At 69.4% G+C, this 17,984-nt stretch carries 19 protein-coding genes and 1 pseudogene; 14 read left to right on the forward strand and 6 right to left on the reverse strand.

Translation table 11 applies throughout. From position 1 onward, the window contains the following. Nucleotides 1-26: 26 nt before the first annotated feature. A complete protein-coding gene (locus ACGFIV_RS15780) occupies nt 27-1,400 on the reverse strand; it encodes an extracellular solute-binding protein (protein ID WP_358560616.1) in 1,374 nt (457 codons plus the stop codon). Nucleotides 1,401-1,617: 217 nt separating this feature from the next. Here ACGFIV_RS15780 and prcB point away from each other — a divergent pair, with 217 nt between their 5' ends. From prcB to ACGFIV_RS15800, 4 genes are all read left to right on the forward strand, one after another. Continuing rightward, complete coding sequence (gene prcB, locus ACGFIV_RS15785; RefSeq protein WP_358560618.1) at nt 1,618-2,454, forward strand: proteasome subunit beta; 837 nt, start codon at nt 1,618-1,620, stop codon at nt 2,452-2,454. Nucleotides 2,455-2,493: 39 nt separating this feature from the next. Then, on the forward strand, nt 2,494-3,291 hold the full coding sequence (gene prcA / locus ACGFIV_RS15790) for a proteasome subunit alpha (protein WP_358560620.1): 798 nt from the start codon (nt 2,494-2,496) through the stop codon (nt 3,289-3,291). A 310-nt stretch (nt 3,292-3,601) separates the two neighbouring features. Beyond that, on the forward strand, nt 3,602-4,960 hold the full coding sequence (gene pafA / locus ACGFIV_RS15795; RefSeq protein WP_262844541.1) for a Pup--protein ligase: 1,359 nt from the start codon (nt 3,602-3,604) through the stop codon (nt 4,958-4,960). 301 nt (nt 4,961-5,261) lie between these two features. Continuing rightward, nucleotides 5,262-6,209, forward strand: a complete 948-nt coding sequence (locus ACGFIV_RS15800) for an FKBP-type peptidyl-prolyl cis-trans isomerase (RefSeq protein WP_358559506.1) — start codon at nt 5,262-5,264, stop codon at nt 6,207-6,209. Between the two features lie 214 nt (nt 6,210-6,423). Here ACGFIV_RS15800 and ACGFIV_RS15805 read toward each other — a convergent pair. Further along, a pseudogene (locus ACGFIV_RS15805) lies at nt 6,424-6,768 on the reverse strand (helix-turn-helix domain-containing protein); the annotation flags it as partial. After that, entirely contained in the window at nt 6,686-6,985 is a 300-nt protein-coding gene (locus ACGFIV_RS15810; RefSeq protein ID WP_358559508.1) for a hypothetical protein, read from the reverse strand. The gene ACGFIV_RS15810 and the pseudogene ACGFIV_RS15805, both read right to left, overlap by 83 nt. A gap of 219 nt (nt 6,986-7,204) precedes the next feature. On the opposite strand from ACGFIV_RS15810, the gene ACGFIV_RS15815 reads away from it, so the two are divergent. From ACGFIV_RS15815 to ACGFIV_RS15825, 3 genes are all read left to right on the forward strand, one after another. Further along, complete coding sequence (locus ACGFIV_RS15815; protein ID WP_358559510.1) at nt 7,205-8,059, forward strand: helix-turn-helix transcriptional regulator; 855 nt, start codon at nt 7,205-7,207, stop codon at nt 8,057-8,059. Between the two features lie 19 nt (nt 8,060-8,078). After that, a complete protein-coding gene (locus ACGFIV_RS15820; RefSeq protein ID WP_392835417.1) occupies nt 8,079-8,306 on the forward strand; it encodes a DUF397 domain-containing protein in 228 nt (75 codons plus the stop codon). A 65-nt stretch (nt 8,307-8,371) separates the two neighbouring features. After that, on the forward strand, nt 8,372-8,890 hold the full coding sequence (locus ACGFIV_RS15825) for a DUF2247 family protein (RefSeq protein WP_392835420.1): 519 nt from the start codon (nt 8,372-8,374) through the stop codon (nt 8,888-8,890). Here the strand turns inward: ACGFIV_RS15825 and ACGFIV_RS15830 are convergent. The 3 genes from ACGFIV_RS15830 to ACGFIV_RS15840 all read right to left on the reverse strand — a co-directional run bounded on the left by ACGFIV_RS15830 (nt 8,875) and on the right by ACGFIV_RS15840 (nt 10,623). Then, a complete protein-coding gene (locus tag ACGFIV_RS15830; protein ID WP_392835423.1) occupies nt 8,875-9,165 on the reverse strand; it encodes a type II toxin-antitoxin system RelE/ParE family toxin in 291 nt (96 codons plus the stop codon). The two genes, ACGFIV_RS15825 and ACGFIV_RS15830, sit on opposite strands and share 16 nt — an antisense overlap. After that, on the reverse strand, nt 9,162-9,455 hold the full coding sequence (locus tag ACGFIV_RS15835; protein ID WP_392835426.1) for a type II toxin-antitoxin system Phd/YefM family antitoxin: 294 nt from the start codon (nt 9,453-9,455) through the stop codon (nt 9,162-9,164). The genes ACGFIV_RS15830 and ACGFIV_RS15835 overlap by 4 nt, the downstream gene beginning before the upstream one ends. Before the next feature lie 97 nt (nt 9,456-9,552). Continuing rightward, complete coding sequence (locus ACGFIV_RS15840; RefSeq protein WP_392835429.1) at nt 9,553-10,623, reverse strand: DUF3866 family protein; 1,071 nt, start codon at nt 10,621-10,623, stop codon at nt 9,553-9,555. Nucleotides 10,624-10,660: 37 nt separating this feature from the next. On the opposite strand from ACGFIV_RS15840, the gene ACGFIV_RS15845 reads away from it, so the two are divergent. From ACGFIV_RS15845 to ACGFIV_RS15875, 7 genes are all read left to right on the forward strand, one after another. Then, the gene (locus tag ACGFIV_RS15845; protein WP_392835432.1) at nt 10,661-11,605 is read left to right on the forward strand and encodes a helix-turn-helix transcriptional regulator; all 945 of its coding nucleotides are present in this window, start codon (nt 10,661-10,663) and stop codon (nt 11,603-11,605) included. Then, a complete protein-coding gene (locus tag ACGFIV_RS15850; RefSeq protein ID WP_358559523.1) occupies nt 11,602-12,558 on the forward strand; it encodes a WYL domain-containing protein in 957 nt (318 codons plus the stop codon). The genes ACGFIV_RS15845 and ACGFIV_RS15850 overlap by 4 nt, the downstream gene beginning before the upstream one ends. A gap of 61 nt (nt 12,559-12,619) precedes the next feature. Next, entirely contained in the window at nt 12,620-12,844 is a 225-nt protein-coding gene (locus ACGFIV_RS15855; protein ID WP_358559525.1) for a hypothetical protein, read from the forward strand. A gap of 31 nt (nt 12,845-12,875) precedes the next feature. After that, the gene (tatA, locus tag ACGFIV_RS15860) at nt 12,876-13,199 is read left to right on the forward strand and encodes a Sec-independent protein translocase subunit TatA (RefSeq protein WP_358559527.1); all 324 of its coding nucleotides are present in this window, start codon (nt 12,876-12,878) and stop codon (nt 13,197-13,199) included. A 56-nt stretch (nt 13,200-13,255) separates the two neighbouring features. Continuing rightward, nucleotides 13,256-14,116: a twin-arginine translocase subunit TatC gene (gene tatC, locus ACGFIV_RS15865; protein WP_358559529.1), complete on the forward strand. Its 861-nt coding sequence runs from the start codon at nt 13,256-13,258 to the stop codon at nt 14,114-14,116. A gap of 53 nt (nt 14,117-14,169) precedes the next feature. After that, nucleotides 14,170-15,057: a diacylglycerol/lipid kinase family protein gene (locus ACGFIV_RS15870; protein WP_392835439.1), complete on the forward strand. Its 888-nt coding sequence runs from the start codon at nt 14,170-14,172 to the stop codon at nt 15,055-15,057. Nucleotides 15,058-15,221: 164 nt separating this feature from the next. Continuing rightward, nucleotides 15,222-17,972: a DEAD/DEAH box helicase gene (locus tag ACGFIV_RS15875; protein WP_392835442.1), complete on the forward strand. Its 2,751-nt coding sequence runs from the start codon at nt 15,222-15,224 to the stop codon at nt 17,970-17,972. Nucleotides 17,973-17,984: the final 12 nt, after the last annotated feature.

A 17,984-nucleotide genomic window follows, 5' to 3' on the forward strand; every position in this document is an offset into this window, starting at 1 on the left:
CGCGCTCGCTCGCTTGGGACGATCGTTCACTGGGAGACGTTGGAGGGGCCGCCGACCAGGCCTTCGAGCTTCTTCTCGTAGGCGGCGGCGGCCTCCTCGACGCTCCTGCCGGACACCACGTCGGCGGTCGCCTCCTGCAAGGCCACCGAGACCTGCGGGTAGACCGCGAGCCCCGGCCGGAAGGAGGTGATCGGCAGCACCTTCTCCGAGACGAAGCCCAGCATCGGGTCGGCGGAAAGGACCTCCTCGTTCACGTCGGTGCGCGAGGTGATCCTCGCCTCGCCCGCGAGGCCGGCCTTGGTCGCCTCGGCCGAGTGCATGAACGACAGCAGCTCCCAGGCCAGCTTGGCGTTCCCCGAGTTCGGGTTGAGCACCCGTACGGCCCCGCCGGACATGCTGACGAAGTCCTGGCCGCGCACCCCGGCGCCCGGCTGCCTGGCGGGGATGAGGGCGTAGCCGACGACCTTGTCGCGGTCGGGCATGGGCGCGACCCCGGCCTTCGGCTCGATGACGGCGCGCCAGAAGTAGTCGCCCTCCGCCAGGATGCCGATCTTGCCGTCGGCGAACTCCTGGAAGGACTTGTCGCGGCCCTTGGCCTCCTGCTGGAGCCGCGGGTCGCCGAGCCCGGTCGTGTAGATCTGCCGGTAGAAGCCGAGGACGTCCTTGACCGCCTGCGACGCGCCCGTCCACTTGCCGCCAGAGAAGATCTCCGAGCCGGTGCCCACGAGCAGGGGCAGGGCTCCCTGCATGGCGGTGGCCTCGCCCATCGCGGTCCCCGCGTCGATCTGGATCGGAGCCGGGACCCCGGCCTTCTTCAGCGCCGTGCCCGCGTCGATGATCTGCTGCCAGCTCGTCGGCTGCCAGTCGGCGGGCAGGCCGGCCCTGGCGAAGAGGGTCTTGTTGAAGAACAGCACGCGGCCGTCGGTGCCCTGCGGCAGCCCGTACTTCTTGCCCTCGAAGATCCCGAGGCCCTGGACCGCCTGGGGGATCCGGCTCCAGCCGTCCCACTGCTCGACCTCGGAGCCCGCGGTCTCCACCAGCGGCTTGACGTACCCGGCCTGGGCGAACTCGCCCACCCAGATGCCGTCCAGGTCGATGATGTCCGCGCCGGTGCGGGACTTGAGGTCGAGGGCGATCTTGGTCTTGTACTGCTCGTCGTCGACGCCGTTCGGCTGGAACAGCACGTGGACGCTCTTGCCCTTGGCCTTCTGGGCCTCTTCGAACTTCGGGATCAGCCAGCTCTTGGTCCAGTCGGCCGTCGCCGCGTTCTTCCCGCCCGAGATGGCGTTGGCGGTGATCGTCAGGGTGGTGCCGCCGTCTCCGGAGGGTCCTCCGGAGCCGCACGCGGTGAGGGTCAGGGCGGCGGCGGCCAGCGCGGCGAGGGTTCGTGTAGGTGTCACGGGGGACCTCCCCTAGGGGGGATGGAGGCATACCTGTTTACATGTCACGACAACTCGACAATTACATGGCCGGTCTGATCCGTAAAGATTATTTTTGTGGAAGATGAGGCTGGATGGGCGAAAGCGGTTCGCGCTGAGCTGATCGTGGGAAGTGCAACCACGACAGCACCACGAGTAGGGTCGGCGTAGAAGCCGAAAGCACTTGGGAGGGAGTCGCGTGGCAGCAGAGCGGGGCTGGACGAACAACTTGTTCCTGGACACCGGATCGACGTCGTTCACCGAGTTCGTGGGGTCCTACGCTCCGGGGCTCCTCCCGGGGAGATTCGACTCGATGGCGGCCTCCGTCGGTGACCTGATCCCGCACGCGACCACGATCGTCGCGTTGAACTTCGCCGGCGGCGTGGTCATGGCCGGCGACCGGCGGGCCACCTCGGGCAACTACATCTCCCAGAAGGACATAGAGAAGGTCTTCCGCACCGACGACTACTCCTGTATGGGCATCGCCGGAACGGCGAGCACGGGCATCGAGATAGCCCGGCTCTACCAGGTCGAGCTGGAGCACTACGAGAAGCGTGAGGGCCGCGAGCTCTCGGTCGAGGGCAAGGCCAACAGGCTGGCCACCATGATCCGGGGCAACCTGCCGATGGCCATGCAGGGCATGGTCGTGGTGCCGCTGTTCGCCGCCTACGACGAGACCCGCGACGCGGGCCGCATCTTCTCCTACGACGTCGGCGGCGGTCCCTACGAGCAGAGCAACTACGCCTCGATCGGCTCGGGCTCGCTGTTCGCCCGCGGCGCGCTGAAGAAGCTCTACCGCGAGGGCGCCACCGCCGAGGAGACGGTGCTCGCGTGCATCCAGGCGCTCTACGACGCCGCCGACGACGACTCGGCGACCGGCGGGCCCGACGTCACCCGCAAGATCTGGCCGCTGGTCGCGGTGATCACCGACGAGGGCTTCCGCCGCCTGCCCGACGAGGAGGTCGAGGGGTACGTACGGCAGGTGCTCGACGCGCGTCTGAACAACCCCGACGGACCCACCGCCCCGCTGCGCTAGTCACCACCCACGGCCACGAGAGGATCACCACCGGTGTCCATGCCCTTTGGATATGTGTCCCCCGAACAGGAGATGCGGGACAAGGCCGATTTCGCGCGGAAGGGCATCGCGCGCGGCCGCAGCGTCGTGGTGCTGCAGTACGAGAACGGCATTCTGTTCGTCGCGCCCAACGCCTCCAGGGCGCTGCACAAGATCAGTGAGATCTACGACCGCATCGGCTTCGCCGCCGTCGGCAAGTACAACGAGTTCGAGGCGCTGCGGCTGGGCGGCATCCGCTACGCCGACATCAACGGCTACACCTACGACCGCAGTGACGTCACCGCCCGCGGGCTGGCCAACCTGTACGCGCAGTCGCTCGGCATGGTCTTCACCGAGTCGCGCAAGCCGTACGAGGTGGAGATCGTGGTCGCGGAGGTCGGTGACGCGCCCGAGGACGACCAGATCTACCGGCTCACCTTCGACGGCTCGGTCGCCGACGAGCACGGTTTCGTCGTCATGGGCGGCGTGGCCGACGCGGTGGCGGGCCGCCTGAAGGAGCGTTTCTCCGAGGGCATGACGCTGACCGAGGCCCTCGACGCCGCTCTCGGGGCCCTCACCGAGCCCGGCGGCGAGCGCCCGCCCGTCTCGCAGCTGGAGGTCGCGGTGCTCGACCGCACCAGGGAGCACCGCAAGTTCCAGCGGCTCACCGGCCCGCGCCTGGAGCGGCTGATCGCCACCAGCGCGCCGTCCCCCGAGCCCGCGTCTCCGCCTGATGTCAGCGGCGCGCTCAACGGGTCCCCCGGCGACTCGGCGGCCACCGCTCCCGAGGGCGACATCGACGACGGTTCCGGCGACTGAAACCAGCCGCCGAGGTCTCCGTCGAGCTCCACCCGGTCACGTCCCGGTCCCCACGCCAGTCAGGGGGCCGGGACGTGCCGTCTCCCGCCTGAGGGAGCGGACCCCTCGGCATCGGAGCCGGTCGCCTGAGCGGCCCCTCGGCATCGGAGCCGGCGGTCTCCGGCCGGCGGGACGAACCGTCAAGGTCGCGGAGATCCATACGCCCCCGGGGTGGGCCGCGCGTCACCGGAGGGCGATGGCAGGGACTGCTCACCCGGAAACCCGGAGAAGATCCCTCCCCTACGGGGCCCCGGGGACATAGTGTGATGTGATGGATCGTCGCATCTTCGGCTTGGAGAACGAATACGGCGTCACCTGCACGTTCAGGGGTCAGCGAAGGCTGTCTCCCGACGAGGTCGCGCGGTACCTTTTCCGCAGAGTCGTGTCCTGGGGCCGATCGAGCAACGTGTTCCTCCGCAACGGTGCCCGCCTGTATCTCGATGTCGGAAGCCACCCTGAGTACGCCACCCCCGAGTGTGACAACGTCGTGGAGCTCGTCACCCACGACAAGGCGGGGGAGCGCATCCTCGAAGGGCTGCTCGTCGACGCGGAGAAGCGGCTGCGCGAGGAAGGCATCGCTGGAGACATCTACCTTTTCAAGAACAACACCGACTCGGCGGGCAACTCCTACGGCTGCCACGAGAACTACCTCGTCGGCAGGCATGGCGAGTTCGGCAGGCTCGCCGACGTCCTGATCCCGTTCCTCGTGACCCGGCAGATCATCTGCGGGGCCGGCAAGGTGCTCCAGACCCCGCGCGGCGCGGTCTACTGCGTCTCCCAGCGTGCCGAGCACATCTGGGAGGGCGTGTCGAGCGCCACCACCCGTTCCCGCCCGATCATCAACACCCGCGACGAGCCCCACGCCGACGCCGAGCGCTTCCGCAGGCTCCACGTCATCGTCGGCGACTCCAACATGAGCGAGTCCACCATGCTGCTCAAGGTCGGCGCCACCGACCTGGTGCTGCGCATGGTGGAGGCCGGCACGGTCATGCGCGACCTCAGCCTTGAGAATCCGATAAGGGCGATCCGCGAGGTCTCTCACGACATGACCGGCCGCAGGCGCGTGCGCCTGGCGAACGGCAGGGAGGCCTCCTCCCTGGAGATCCAGCAGGAGTACCTCTCGAAGGCCCGTGACTTCGTCGACCGCCGTGGCGGCGACGCGATCACGCGTAGGGTCCTGGAGCTGTGGGAGCGCACCCTGCGGGCCGTGGAGACCGGGGACCTCGACCTGGTCTCCCGCGAGATCGACTGGGTGACCAAGTACCAGCTGATCGAGCGCTACCGCAACAAGTACGACCTCCCGCTGTCCTCGCCCAGGGTCGCCCAGCTCGACCTCGCCTACCACGACGTGCACCGCAAGAGAGGGCTGTTCTACCTGCTGCAGAAGCGCGGCGCAGTGGAGCGGGTGGCGTCCGATCTGAAGATCTTCGAGGCCAAGTCGGTGCCCCCGCAGACCACCCGGGCCCGGCTGCGCGGCGAGTTCATCCGCAAGGCGCAGGAGAAGCGCCGTGACTTCACCGTCGACTGGGTGCATCTGAAGCTGAACGACCAGGCCCAGCGCACGGTCCTGTGCAAGGACCCCTTCCGCAGCGTGGACGAGAGGGTCGACAAGCTGATCGCCGGCATGTGAGCGAGGGTCCCCGGCCGCCGGCCCGGGGACAGGCCGCCGAGACCCCCCGGGAGGCTCGTCACGACGAGCCTCCCGGGGGGTCTTCGCCTGGTGAAAGTTTCGCGCCGGGACATATAAGATCTTCGGCGGGCTCGGCGTCCGCATAGGGGTTTCCTGTGGTCGCACCGCCGTTCCGGGGCACGTTCCCCGAAGCGAATCCGAAGGTAAGGTCACACTTCGGCAAGATCGAGTCGCACCGACTCGCGCGGTCATGAGGGTCGGGTAGTGTTACGCGAACGTGACGTCTTTCCAAGGGATACCCATGCGCCGACTGGCCGTTCTCGCCGCCTTGCCGTTGCTGTTCGCCGCCGCCTGCGGCGGTAACAACGGCGACGTCACCGCCAAGACCGGGGCCTCGCCCACCGGGGTGAAGGTGGCGGGAGAGTTCGGGAAGAAACCGCAGGTCACCTTCCCCGCGGGCAAGCCGCCCGCGACCTCGTCGGCGCAGACGATCTCCGAGGGCCAGGGCAACGTGGTCAAGGACGGCGACGCGGTCGTCGCCAACCTCACCGCCTACAGCTGGGACGGCAAGAGCAACGCGGCCTCGGGCTCCACCTACGACGACGGCGCCCCTCAGCTCATCAAGGTCGACTCCAAGCTCCCCTCCGTGGTGCACAAGGCCTTCCAGGACAGCAAGCCCGGCGGCCGGTTCGTCGCCGTCGTCGCCAAGGACAGCCTGACCGCCGACCAGGTCGAGCAGGCCAAGTCACAGGGCGCCGACACCTCGATCGCCAGCGTCTACGTCGTCGACGTGATGGGCGTGCCCACGGCCAAGGCCGCCCAGGGCACCGCCACCGACCCGGCGGTCAAGGGCGTCACGCTGGAGAACCCCGGCGGAGACCAGGCTCCCAAGCTGACCACCAAGACCAGCGAGTCCGCGCCCAAGGGCCTCGTCGCCAAGACCGTGATCAAGGGCTCGGGCCCCGTGGTCAAGACCGGTCAGACCATCCTCGTGCACTACACCGGCAAGATCTGGGGCTCCGACAGCGAGTTCGACAGCAGCTGGAGCCGTGGCGAGCCGGTGATGTTCCCGATCGGCGTCGGCAAGGTCATCAAGGGCTGGGACCAGAGCCTGGTGGGCGTCCCGGTGGGCAGCCGGGTGCTGGTGTCGATCCCGCCGGACCTCGGGTACGGCAAGGCGGGCTCAGGCGACAAGATCAAGGGCACCGACACCCTGGTCTTCGTGGTCGACGTCCTCGGCGCCTACTGACCCCTCCGCGCCTCCCGCTTCGCTCGCCGCGGCCGTCCTCCCGCCCTTCCCGGGCACGGGGGTACGGCCGTCCGGCTTTCCCGGCGCGGGCCCCGCGGGCTAGGCGATCTCCCAGTGCTGGTCGGCGATATTGATGGCCACGTCCAACTGACCGCCGAGAGCCTCGGCGTAGGCCGCCAGCGTGGACACCTGCCACCACCGCCGACACGCCGTTCTCGATGGCCGAGACGCGCTTCTGACCGACCCCCATCCGCTTGGCCACCACCTGCTGCGTGAGGCCCAGACGCTTACGGATCTCTCCAAGACGAAGCCCCGCGATGCGGCGCGATGCGCGCCGCTCGATCTCTGCCATCTCGCCGGGCGAGTCGAAGATCTCGGCGAGGGCTTCGTTGTCTGGCTTACTCACTTCTCCCCCTGCTCGGCTAGCCATTGACCGGCACAGCCGGGGCGCTGGCCCGGCTGGGAGGCGTTGGCGTCTAGCGGCCCGGCTCGGGGTCGAGCCAGGCCAGGTGCAGGCCGAGCCGGTCCGCCACCCGGTCAGGGCTCGACCAGCACCCATGAGGTCTGCCCTTGGCGGTGATCGTCGCTGCCGTGCCGCCGGGCAGTCGCACCCCGTACAGCTCCACGCCGCCCTCGTCTCCGTACTCCTCGTCGGTGTAACGCAGCAGCGCGAACAACCGCGCCCGTTCCTCCACCCTCAACCGAGGGACGTCCGCACCTTCCTCGCCCGCGTCGTGGTAGACAGTCCGCAGGCTGGAATCGGGTCGCTGATCCATCGGGTCACCCCTTTCTCCGGCCCTGGCCGGGACGGGCACAGCCATCGCACGCCAACCCGTCCCGGCCTCGGCCTCTTCTTCTTTGACTGCGCTGTGTGATGCGAGTGTTACAGATAGCGTGGCATCAATTCGGGAGCTGTGCAAGATTGGCTTCGACGGAAATTGTAATTAGTTGAATTTGTATGCTACGTCCGATTGAAGCATTAGGTTGGAGAGGTCATGGGTGCCAGAAAAGGGCCGACACTTCGCGCCCAGTGGCTCGGCAAGCAACTGCGCGAACTACGCGAAGCGGCGAAGCTCACCCTGAAAGACGCCGGAGACTACATCCAGCGCGACCAGTCGTCGCTCAGCCGCATGGAGCAGGGGATCACGCCCATGCGTGTCCCCGACGTACTGACCCTGCTCAATCTCTACGGCGTGAGCGACGTCAACCTCCGCGACGGAATGGAACGCCTCAGCCGCGACATCTGGCAGAAGAACTGGTGGGATGCCTACGCCGACGCGTTCACAGGCCGCATCATCGATCACGCTTGGCTTGAGTCCCGCGCCCGAGAACTGCACTCGTATGACGCGATGGTGGTTCCAGGACTCCTCCAGACCCGTGAGTACGCCGAAGCGGTGATCCGTGCGGCAGACCCGAGTAAGCCGCGAGAGCGGATCCAGCTCTGGGCCGATTTCCGGTTGAATCGGCAGCAGGTGCTGGGCGGGGATACGCCTCTGCGTCTATCGGTGACTCTCGATGAGGCGGTGTTGCATCGGGAGGTCGGTGGTGTGGACGTGCTGCGCGGTCAACTTCTGCATCTCATCGATGTGGCGGCGCGGCCGAACATCGACATCCGCGTGCTGCCCTTCGGGGCAGGCGCCAGTGCCAGCCCAGAAGGACCCTTCACAATCTTTGACATGTCTGGTCCATACCCTGATGTCGCTTATATCGAGACGCGAGCGGGTGTGCTATACGTCGAAGGGGACGAGGTGGAACACTTTGCTCAAGCGTACGATCGCCTTCGCGAGTCCGTACTCTCGCCCGACGATTCGGTGGCGATTATTAGGAGCGCGGTAGAAAAGGCAGCCTGACCAGATGGAGGCATACAGAGTGGCCATCCCCGAGGAGATTTCTGGTGCCGCCTGGCGTATCAGTACGTGGAGCGCCAATGGAGGTGGCGAATGTGTCGAGGCCGGGCCGCTGGCCGACGGCACCGGGCGGGTGGCCGTACGCCACAGTCAGCGCCCGGACCGCGAGGTGATCCTCTACACTCGCGGCGAATGGGAAGCCTTCGTCGCCGGCGTCAAAGCCGGTGAATTCGACTTCTTCACTGGCTGACCTGGGCGGGGCGCCCGAGGTCGGCATGGAGCCCGCCAGGTGTTCGGACGGGAGAGCATAGAACCATGAACGATCTCGTGAGATTCACGATCCCGGCCGGTTTCATCTCGTCGCGAGTCGCCCTGACCACCGAGGAACTGGTGTGCGGATACAGAAAGGGCTGGCTTTCGTCGGCGGCGCTCGCCGAACTCGCCAGGGACGGGTTCGGCGACCTGCCCGATCTGCCGACCGAGGAGGAGATGCCGTATCTCCTGCCGAGCGAGGTCGAGGAGAAGGTGAGGGCGGCCGTCTCCGCGCGCGACGACGTGGACTGTGCCGATCCGGAGCTCGGCAAGGTCTGGCGGTATCTGGCGCTGGCGCGGCTCAACGAGCGCCGGGACACGATCTCCGGCTTCTGGGACGTCATCGAGATGCTGTGGTCCGATCTCGGTTACCCGGAGGAGATGGAGCCGTTCATCTACCACATCCCCCCGCCTCCGGGTGAGGAGTTCGGCGAGCCGGCCATGCTACGGCGGCTGGAGTCCCACCTGTCGGAGCGTGCGGATTGGTACAGGACCCGCGGGGACGCTCAGCGGGTGCGGTAGACGTCGGCGCGATGGTCGACGCGTACGACGTGGACGACCCCCGTGGTCTCGTCGATGCGGTAGACGACCCTGTAGGCGCCGCGTCTGGCGGAGTGGTACTTGCTCAGTTCCCGCGTGAGGGGCTTTCCGACTCGCTGGGGGCTGTCCAGAAGCGGGCCCGTCAAGAATTCTGTAACCGCGGTCGCGACCGCCAGTGGCAGTCCGCGTGGGGGACCTTCGACGAGCGCCCGGCGCGCCGACGGCGCCAGCGACAAAGCGTACGCTTCGTCGCTCACGCGTCCGCCTGCTCGATGCGCGCCCGTTCGGCCATCAGGCGGCGCAACTCATCGGCGCCGATCGCCTCACTACGGGAGATCTCGGTCTCGGCCGCGCGAATCTCCTCGTACGCTCCCGGAGTCGAGAGCAGATCCAGGGTCTCTTCCAGTGCCTCCAGGTCGGACACCGACATGATGACCGCCTCTGGACGGCCGTTACGCGTGATCACGATACGTTCGTGGGTGTCGCGGACCTCATCCAGCACCGCGGACAGCCGCGCTTTGGCATCAGCCAATGGAATCGTCGTCATGACCTGAATTATAGTCACGTCCGCCCGTCGTGGGCTCTCGGCCGTTCCTCGGGACTTCAGCCGCTCAGGAGGGCGAAGCCGGGGCCGGGGACGGTCGTCACAGCAGGGAGGCGGCGTGGCGGCCCGCGGCGGCCGAGGCGAGGAAGCAGGCCAGGTCCTCTGACAGGCCCCGGCCCATCGTGGACAGCTTCACCGGGCTGGCCTTCAGCAGGTCCTCCAGCCCGTCCACCGGCACGCTGACCAGCTCGTGGCGTTCGCCCAGCGCGGCGGCCTGCTCCGTGACCCGCTCGCCGAAGGCGCCGGGCAGCTCCGGCACCACCACCTGGGCGGGCGAGAGCGCCACCCGCCCGTAGGCGGTCAGCGAGTGGTGGGAGACCCCGATGTGGCGCTCGCGCAGATCTCCCTCGCTGACCCGCAGCGCCCCCACCGGCCGTCCGCCAAGCACCGCCGCCGCGTTCACCGCCTCGCCCGCCGACACCCCCGAGAACCCCCATCGGGTGCCGGTGCCCAGGTTGCCCGGCCCCTGGGTCACGATCGCGACGTCGGCGGAAAGCACGTGCCTGGCCGCCAGCAGCCCCGTGTGGACGGTCACCGCCTCGACGTCGCCACCGAACGACTGCCCGGTCGTGACGAGCCCGCACAGCCAGCCGATCTCGCGCAGCCGCGCCGCGGACATGGAGAACCAGCCCGGCAGCGCCCCCCCGTCGAGCATGACGTAGGCGACCCTCGGCGCCGCGGAGGGGCGCGAGCCGTACAGGCCGCACAGGATCGCGGGAAGGGCCGAGTGAAGGTCGGCGACGATCACCGGCATGCCGTCGACGGAGTCGGCGTCGCGCAGCGTCTCGTGGAAGGGCGAGTCCTGCTCGTCGGCGCCCAGCACGGTGGCCTGCAGGGGCGTGTATCGTGCCTTGACCAGGTGTCCCGGTCCTTCGGGATCTTCCGGCAAACGGTCCGGTACGGCCACTACCATGGCATAGCCTCCCGTACCGAGGCCCATGGCGAGCGCGGTCGTGTTCAGCAGCACCGTGTCGCCGGGTTCGGGACGGCCCACCAGCGGGGGGTAGGCCAGAGCCCGGCACCGCCCCTCGGGGAGGGTCACGTCCAGTTCCATCGCGCCCGGCCACTCGCGCCGGACCGAAAGCACCTCGCCCTTGCGCCATCTGATCACGCGGCAAGGGTAGCGTCACCGTGAGAAGGGAGGCCCGATGTCTCGGCGGAAGACCGAGCGGCTGCTGAATCTCGTCATCTGCCTGCTCGCCACCCGGCGCCCGCTCAGCGCGGAGCAGATCCGCCACGCCGTGCCCGGCTACGACGCCGGCAACGACGAGGCCTTCCAGCGCATGTTCGAGCGCGACAAGACCGAGCTCCGGGAGATCGGCATCCCCGTCCAGGTGCACAAGGACCCCTGGGACGACGAGCCCGGCTACCGCATCATGCGCCAGGCATACGAGCTGCCCGAGATCACGCTGGAGGCCGACGAGGCCGCCGTGCTCGGCCTGGCCGCCCAGGTGTGGCAGCGGGCCAACCTCGCCGAGGCGGCGAGCGGCGCGCTGCTCAAGCTGCGCGCGGCCGGGGTGCAGACCGACGAGTCCGCCGCCGGGCCGCTGGAGCTCCGGGTGGACACCCGCGACCCCGCCTTCCCCGGCCTGTGGGAGGCGGTGCGCGACCGCAGGGTCGTCCGGTTCGACTACCGCGCCGCCGGAAGCGAGGTGCTGCTCACCCGCACGGTCGAGCCCTGGGGCGTGGTCAGCCGCCGTGGCCGCTGGTACGTCGTCGGCCACGACCGCGAGCGCGACGCGCCCCGGGTCTTCCGCCTCAGCCGGATCAGCGGGCCCGTCGTTCCCGCCGGGCGTCCGGGGGCGGTGACCGTCCCCGAGGGGGTCGACATCCGCTCGATGGTCGGCACCCGCGACAGCCTGCTTCCCGAGCGGACCGCGACCATCCGCGTCCGCGAGGGCACCTGCCAGTGGCTCCGCCAGGTCGGCGAGGTGCGGCCGGGCGATGACGGCTGGGACGTCGTCACGCTCGACTTCGCCGACCCCGAGTGGCTCGCCGGGTCGATCGTCGCGTTCGCGGCCGACGCCGAGGTCCTGGACCCGCCGGACGTCCGCGAGGCGATCATCCGCCGGCTGAAGGGAGCCCTGGCGTGAGCACGGCCGACCGGTTGCCCCGGCTCCTGGCGCTGGTGCCCTACCTGATGTCCCACCCCGGGGCGCAGGTGCCCGAGGTGGCCAGGTTGTTCGGGCTCACCGAGAAGCAGCTCGTCGACGACCTGCAACTGGTGTGGATGTGCGGCCTGCCCGGCCACACCCCCGGCGACCTCATCGACGTCTCCTGGGACGGCGGCGAGATCCTCATCGACAACGCCGAGACCATCGCCCGCCCGCTGCGCCTCGGCATCGACGAGGCGAGCGCGCTGCTGGTCGCGCTGCGCATGCTCGCCGAGCTGCCCGAGTTCGAGCAGGGCGACGTGCTGGCCCGGGTGATCGCCAAGCTGGAGGGCGCGGCGGGAGAGGGCGCCGCGGCGGTCAGCAGCCAGGTGGCCTTCGAGCTGGACGCCGCCCCCGACGCCATGGCCACGGTCAGGGCCGCGCTGCGCGCCGGGCGCCGCCTGTCCCTGCGTTACTACGTGCCGGGGCGCGACGAGATCACCCCGCGCGAGGTCGACCCCACGCGGCTGGTGATGGCCGACGGCCGGTCCTACCTGGAGGGCTGGTGCTACCGCGCCGACGGCATGCGGCTGTTCCGGCTCGACCGCATGGTCGGCGTCGAGATGCTCGACGTGGCAGCGGACCCGCCCGCCGGGGCCGAGCCGATCGACGTCACCGACGGGGTGTTCCGGCCCTCGCCCACCGACGAGCTGGTGGAGCTGGAGCTGACCCCCTCCGGTCGCTGGGTCGCCGAGTACTACCCGTGCGAGGAGGTCACCGAGCTGGGGGAGGGCCGCCTGCGCGTGACGCTCCGCGCCCGCGACCAGGGCTGGCTCGTACGGCTGGCGCTGCGCCTGGGCGACGGCGGGCGGGTGGTCTCCCCGGCGTCCCTGATCGACCGGGTGCGCGAGGAGGCCTCGGCGGCGCTCGCCCGTTACGAGTCGGTCTCCTGATCCTTGCGAGGAACCCCTCCGGGTAGGTCGTCACCGCCTGCCTTCGCTAGAGTTCCAGGTCATGATCTGGATCTACGTCGCGGTGGGCGTGGGCGTCGCCGGGCTGGTGCCGCTGGCGGTGCTGGCGACCCGCGTGCTGGTGGCCATGCGGGGGCTGGCACGTGAAATCGAGCGGGCCACCACCCGTCTCGCACCCGTCCAGGGACGGCTCAGCGCCGCGATCGGCGCATCTGGGTCGGCGGGAGGGGTGAATGAAGTGGTGGTGGCAGCGTACGATCGAGCTTGAGATTGCACGTCGCTCGGCGTAAGGATGTGTCATGCCATCACTTGGTCCCATGGAATGGATCCTCATTCTCCTGGTCCTTGTCCTGCTCTTCGGTGCCAAGAAGCTTCCGGACACCGCGAAGGCGCTGGGCCAGTCGCTGCGGCTCTTCAAGAAGGAGACCACCAAACTCCACGAAGAGGACGAGGTCAGGGCCGCCCAGGCCACGACCGCCACTCCTCAGCCGGCCGCTGCCCCGCAGCAGTCCCTCCCGCCCGTGACGCCCTCGGTCGAAGACCGCCTGCGCGTCCTTGAGGAGGAGAACGCCAGGCTGCGCGCTTCCCAGGCCGCCGCTCCGAAGGACCAGGGCTCTTTGTGACGCGAGCCCGCTGACCTGACCGCCCCCCTTAGACCAGGACTAGATCAGGACGCCCGATGGCACTGCTGAAACGGTCAAGCCCGGCCGGCGACGACTCGGTCGCAACCGATCTGGACGGGCGCATGTCGCTCATGGATCACCTCCGTGAGCTGCGCAACCGCCTGATCAAGGCGATCCTCGGCCTGACCGTCGGCACCGTGGTCGGATTCGTGTTCTTCGACCGGCTGTGGGTCTTCATGACGGGGCCCTACTGCCGGTTGCCCGACGCCCACAAGCTCAAGGCCGGTCAGTGCACCCTGGTCGTGCAGGGGGTGTTCGAGGGCTTCATGGTGAACCTCCAGGTCGCCCTCATGTTCGGCGCGGTGGTCTCCGCGCCGATCTGGCTCTACCAGATCTGGGCGTTCGTCACGCCGGGCCTCTACCGCAACGAGCGGCGTTACTCGCTGTCGTTCCTCGCGCTCTCGGTCCCGCTCTTCGCCGCCGGCGCGGCGCTGGCCTACTTCACGATGGACAAGGGCCTCGCGCTGCTGCTGGGCTTCGCCCCGGGCAACGTGATCCCGCTCATCAGCATGGACCAGTACGTCGGGTTCATGATGGCGATGCTCGTGATCTTCGGCCTGTCGTTCGAGGTGCCGCTGCTGCTGGTCTTCCTCAACCTGATCGGCGTGCTGCCGTTCCGGCTGGTGAGCAAGCACCAGCGCATGGTCATCTTCCTGATGTTCGTGTTCGCGGCCGTGGCCACGCCGAGCCAGGATCCCATCACCATGCTGGCGCTGGCGCTGCCGATGGTCGGCATGTTCCTGATCGCCGAGCTCATCATGTACTTCCACGACCGCAAGAAGGACGAGCTGGAAGCGCAGCACCAGAGGGAGATCGAGGAGGAGCTGGACGGCCCCGCCGCCCGTACTCCTGAGTAGTTTCCAGCGCTTTACCCCTGGATTACCGGGGTCGGTCCGGATAGGTTCCGGCTGTGGCTGGTGAGCTAGTAGTCCTCGTGAATCCCGCGGCCCGTGGCGGCCGTACCCTCCGACTGCTCGACCCCGTCGTGCGCCGCCTGCGGGCCGGTGACCGTCCGGTGTCGGTGATCGTGGGCACCTCCGCCCAGGACGCCCTCGAACGGGCGTGCACGGCCGTCGCCGAGGGGCCCGAGGCCCTGGTCGCCTTCGGCGGCGACGGGCTGGTGCACCTGGCGGTCCAGGCGGTCGCCGGCACCGACGTCCCGCTCGGGATCATCCCGGCCGGGACGGGGAACGACATCGCCGACGCCCTCGGCATCCCCAAGCGTGATCCGCTCGCCGCCGCGGGCATCGTGGCGGCGGGCGAGACCCGGGTGGTGGACGCCGCCCGCGTCGGCGAGGACGAGTGGTTCGCGGGCGTGGTGGCCTGCGGCTTCGACTCCAAGGTCAACGAGCGGGCCAACCAGTTGACGCGCCCGCCGGGAATGGCGAAGTACCTCCTCGCGATGGCGCAGGAGTTGCGCTCCTTCGTCCCCATCCCCTTCACGATCACCCTCGACGGCGAGGTCGTCGAGCAGGAGGCCATGATGGTGGCCGTGGGAAACACCCGTTCCTACGGCGCGGGCATGCGGGTCTGCCCGGACGCCGTGCCGGACGACGGACTGCTCGACGTGCTGATTGTCGGCAGGCTCCCCAAGGCGGCCTTCCTGCGGACCTTCCCCCGCGTCTACCGGGGTACGCATCTCGACCATCCGGCCGTGACCCTGCGCCGGGCCCGTACGGTCATGGTGGACGCGCCCGGCATCGTGGCCTACGCCGACGGCGAGCGCGTAGGCCCCCTGCCGCTGACCTGCACCGTGCGGCCCGGCGCCCTGCGCGTCCTCGCCCCACAGGCCACCTGAGCCACCACCTGACGGGGTCCGCGCCGGGGCGGAGGCCGCACGATGCGCCGCGGACGAGTGATCAAGGTTTCGCCGGCGGACCCCGACCGCGGATGTGGCCCGGAGCACAGAAAGGGCGGTGCAGCCGACAGGACCGGAATTCGGCTATCGGTAGGCTGAAGTGCATGACGACGCCTGCGGAACGCTATGCCGCCTTCCGTGAACAGCATGCAGACAGCGGGCCGGCGCTCACCTCCTTCCGCGGCCTGTACGACTTCGAGCTGGACGAGTTCCAGCTCGACGCCTGCCGCGCGCTGGAGGCGGGGGACGGCGTGCTGGTAGCGGCCCCCACCGGTTCAGGCAAGACCGTCGTGGGCGAGTTCGCCGTCCACCTCGCCCTTGAGCAGGGCAGCAAGTGCTTCTACACCACGCCGATCAAGGCGCTGTCCAATCAGAAGTACAACGACCTCGTCCGCCGCTACGGGGCCAAGAACGTCGGGCTGCTCACCGGCGACAACAGCGTCAACGGCGACGCGCCGATCGTGGTCATGACCACCGAGGTGCTGCGCAACATGCTCTACGCCGGGTCCTCGACGCTCACCGGGCTGAGCCACGTGGTCATGGACGAGGTGCACTACCTCGCCGACCGCTTCCGCGGCGCCGTCTGGGAGGAGGTCATCATCCACCTGCCCGAGTCCGTGCGGGTCGTCGCCCTGTCGGCGACCGTCAGCAACGCCGAGGAGTTCGGCGAGTGGCTCGGCGAGGTGCGCGGCGACACCACGGTGATCGTCGACGAGCACAGGCCGGTCCCCCTCTGGCAGCACATGCTGGTCGGCGACAAGCTGTACGACCTGTTCGTCGACGAGGACAACCGGCCACGCATCAACCCCGGCCTCATGCGCATCTCCCGTGACGAGCAGCGCCTGGCCCAGGCGCGCGGCAGGCGCGGCTACTCAAGGCCGCGCCGCTCGGCCAACTCCGTCAGCCGCTCCGACGCCATCGAGAAGCTGGACTCCGAGGGCCTGCTGCCGGCGATCACCTTCATCTTCTCGCGGGCCGGCTGCGACGCGGCCGTCCTGCAGTGCCTGCACGCCGGCATCCGGCTGACCACCGACAGCGAACGCCACGAGATCCGCCAGATCGTCGACGAGCGCACCTCGCACCTGCCCGACGAGGACCTCTCGGTGCTCGGCTACCTCGAATGGCGCGACTGCCTGGAGCGGGGCCTGGCCGCCCACCACGCCGGCATGCTCCCGGCCTTCAAGGAAGTCGTCGAGGAGCTGTTCACCCGGGGCCTGGTCAAGGCGGTGTTCGCCACCGAGACCCTGGCGCTGGGCATCAACATGCCCGCGAGGTCCGTCGTCATCGAGAAGCTCGACAAGTGGAACGGCGAGACCCACGCCGACCTGACCCCGGGGGAGTACACCCAGCTCACCGGGCGTGCCGGGCGGCGTGGCATCGACGTTGAGGGCCACGCCGTGGTCGCCTGGCAGCCCGGCATGGACCCGGTCGCGGTGGCCGGCCTGGCGAGCACCCGCACCTACCCGCTCCGCTCCAGCTTCCGGCCCTCGTACAACATGGCCGTCAACCTGGTCGGCCAGGTGGGCAGGGAGCGCGCCCGCACGCTGCTGGAGGCCTCGTTCGCCCAGTTCCAGGCCGACCGGGCGGTCGTCGGCATCGCCAAGCAGGTACGGCGGGCCGAGGAGGCGCTCGACGGATACTCCGAGGCGATGACCTGCCACCTCGGCGACTTCCAGGAGTACGCCCGGATGCGCAGGGACCTGTCCGACAAGGAGGCCGACCTCTCACGCCAGCGCGGTACGGCCCGCCGTGCGCAGGCCGTGCGCTCCCTGGAGGCCCTGAAGCCCGGTGACGTGATCCGCGTCCCCGGCGGCAGGCGCGCGGGGCTCGCGGTCATCCTCGACCCCGGCCTCACCATGCGCACCGAGGGCCCCTCGCCGCTGGTGCTGACGATCGGCAAGCAGGTCAAGCGGCTGTCGGCGGCCGACTTCCCCGTGCCGGTCGAGCCGGTCGAGCGCCTGCGCATCCCGAAGGGGTTCAACCCCCGGGCCCCCAAGGACCGTGCCAACCTCGTCGCCACCCTGCACGCCAAGATCGGTGACCGGGACCTCGGCCGTCCGGTCCGGGTCCGGGACCACGACGCCGACAGCATGCTGGCCAGGGACGCCACTCCGGGCACCCCCGAGTGGGAGATCGCCGAGCTGCGCCGCCGGCTGCGCGCCCACCCCTGCCACGGCTGCGACCAGCGCGAGGACCACGCACGCTGGGCCGAGCGCTACTACAAGCTGCTCCGTGAGACCGAGGGACTGCGGCGGCGGGTCGAGAGCAGGTCCCACGTGATCGCGCGCACCTTCGACCGGGTCTGCGGCGTCCTCGACCAGCTCGGCTACCTGGAGGGGGAGACCGTCACTCCCGAGGGCCGCCGGCTCGCCCAGCTCTACACCGAGCTCGACCTGCTCACCGCCGAGTGCCTGCGCGCCGGCATCTGGGAGGACCTCGATCCGGCCGAGCTGGCCGCCTGCGTGTCGTCCCTGGTGTTCGAGTCCCGGCAGGCCGACGACGCGCGGCAGCCGAAGATCCCGGCGGGCGGCGCCAAGGAGGCGCTGGCCTCGGCGGTCCGCATCTTCGCCGAACTGGAGGACATCGAGCGCGACCACGGGCTGTCGTTCATCAGGGAGCCCGACTTCGGGTTCGCCTGGGCCGCCTTCCGCTGGGCCAAGGGCCACAGCCTCGACGCCGTGCTCACCGACGGCGACCTCGCCGCGGGCGACTTCGTGCGCTGGGTCAAGCAGCTGCTCGACCTGCTCGACCAGGTGGGCAAGGCGGCCCCCCCGGGCAGCAAGGTCAAGCAGAACGCCTCCAAGGCCATCGACGCCCTGCGCCGCGGCGTCGTGGCCTACTCGTCGGTCGCCTGACCCTCCCCGCCG

Origin of the sequence: Sphaerisporangium sp. NPDC049003 (assembly GCF_043197795.1) — a bacterium.
Taxonomy (GTDB): domain Bacteria; phylum Actinomycetota; class Actinomycetes; order Streptosporangiales; family Streptosporangiaceae; genus Sphaerisporangium.